This is a genomic window from Pseudomonas citronellolis, from assembly GCF_029335315.1.
Lineage (GTDB): Bacteria > Pseudomonadota > Gammaproteobacteria > Pseudomonadales > Pseudomonadaceae > Pseudomonas > Pseudomonas citronellolis_A.
Window position 1 is genome coordinate 1 of the sequence record NZ_JARJLT010000305.1, and the last position, 1,689, is coordinate 1,689.

The 1,689-nt window shown below is 68.5% G+C and carries 2 protein-coding genes; one reads left to right on the forward strand and one right to left on the reverse strand.

Annotated features, from left to right (window positions below; translation table 11 throughout):
- The coding region (locus P3W75_RS23150; RefSeq protein WP_276229651.1) for an NAD-dependent epimerase/dehydratase family protein at positions 1 to 994 on the forward strand (994 nt) is incomplete at its 5' end.
- Positions 995 to 1,196: 202 nt separating this feature from the next.
- Here P3W75_RS23150 and P3W75_RS23155 read toward each other — a convergent pair.
- The gene (locus tag P3W75_RS23155) at positions 1,197 to 1,640 is read right to left on the reverse strand and encodes a ketosteroid isomerase-related protein (RefSeq protein WP_276229652.1); all 444 of its coding nucleotides are present in this window, start codon (positions 1,638 to 1,640) and stop codon (positions 1,197 to 1,199) included.
- Between the last annotated feature and the right edge of the window lie 49 nt (positions 1,641 to 1,689).

Below are 1,689 nucleotides of genomic sequence, written 5' to 3' on the forward strand. Positions count from 1 at the left end.
GGGAGCGCCAGTGAAAATCGCAGTATTCGGAGCCACCGGGCTTCTCGGCCACCACGCCGCGCGCGCCATCCGGGCCGCCGGGCACCAGTTGGTGCTGATCCACCGGCCGTCCTCGCAGATCCAGCGCCTGGCCTACCTGCAGCCCGAATGCCGGGTCGCCGAACTCTACGACTACAAGGCGCTGGAGCGCGCGCTCGAAGGCCTCGACGGGGTGATCTTCAGCGCCGGCTACTACCCGGTGCGGCCGCGCCGCTGGCAGGAAGAAGTGGCCAGCGCGCTGGACCAGACCAACCATTTCTACGCCGCCTGCCAGCACAACAAGGTGCCGCGCATCCTCTATGTCGGCTCGGCTTTCGCCATGCCCATGCATCCCCAGGGGCTGGCCGGCCACGAGGGGCTGTTCTACGAGAACCTGCCCACCGGCAAGAGCGCCTACGTGATGTGCAAGTGGGCGCTCGACGAGCAGGCCCGCGAACAGGCCCGTGGCGGCCTGCCGGTGGTGATCGGGATTCCCGGCATGGTCCTCGGCGAGCTGGACATCGGCCCGACCACCGGCCGCCTGATCACCGCCATCGGCCGCGGCGAGATGTCCCACTACGTACCGGGGCGGCGCAACGTGATCGACGCCGGCGAGGCCGGACGCGGCCTGTTGATGACCCTGGAGCGCGGGCGCGTCGGCGAACGCTACCTGCTCACCGGGCACAACCTGGAGATGGCCGAGCTGACCGCCACCATCGCCCGCCTGCTGGGCCGCCCGGCGCCGCTGCCGATGCCGCTGCACCGCGCCCGCGCGCTGGCCACCCTCGGCCGCTGGCGCTACCGCCTGACCGGCAAGCTGCCGCTGCTCGACGACACCGCCATCGAGGTGATGGCCGGCGGGCAGTTCCTCGATGGGCGCAAGGCCCGCGAGGAGCTCGGCTTCGAAAGCCACGTGGCGCTGGAGGACACCCTGCAGCGGGCGATCGACTGGTTCCACGCCAACGGTTATCTGTAGCTACTGTAGGCGCGCGCCTTGCGCGCGATCGCGGGCATGGCCCGCTCCTACGGCGGTAGGAGATGCCCCATCGCCGGATTCATGTGCCCCGGGCCGTGGCGTAGGGCGAATAACCGTTCGCGGTTATCCGCCGCCGGCCAAGGCACCGGTGCCTGACGCAAGCGGCGGATAACGCCCTGGGCGTTATGCGCCCTACGGGATTTCAGGGCAGCGCCTGTTCGGCGAACGGGCGGTTCTGCAGGCCCATCTGGCTGCGGAAGCTTTCCATGTCGATCAGCGTGCACAGTTCCTGCAGTTCGCCGCGGCTGTTGAACAGCCAGTAGGCCATGCCGGGAATGCTGATGACCTTGTCGCTGGCCGGGTAGCCGAAGGCCGGGCGGGTGATGGTGCCGACCAGGGTGCTCCAGGTGAACACCTTGTCCCCCTCGCGCACGCATTCCTCGATCACCACGTCCAGTTCGTCCATGGACGCGCGGATGCCTTCGATCAGCGCGCGGTAGCCGGCGCTGTCCAGGGGCTGGGCGGAAAAGCTGCTCTTGTAGAGGAAGTCGGGGCTGTGCAGGCGGGTGGCCAGGGCGAGGTGGCCCTTGTTCCAGCTCAGGTCGATGTGTTGCCGGGCAATGCGTTTGAGATCCTTGTCGGTCATGGCTGTTTCCTTCAGCTGGGGACGACAGCCTGGAGTTTAGGCTGCCGGC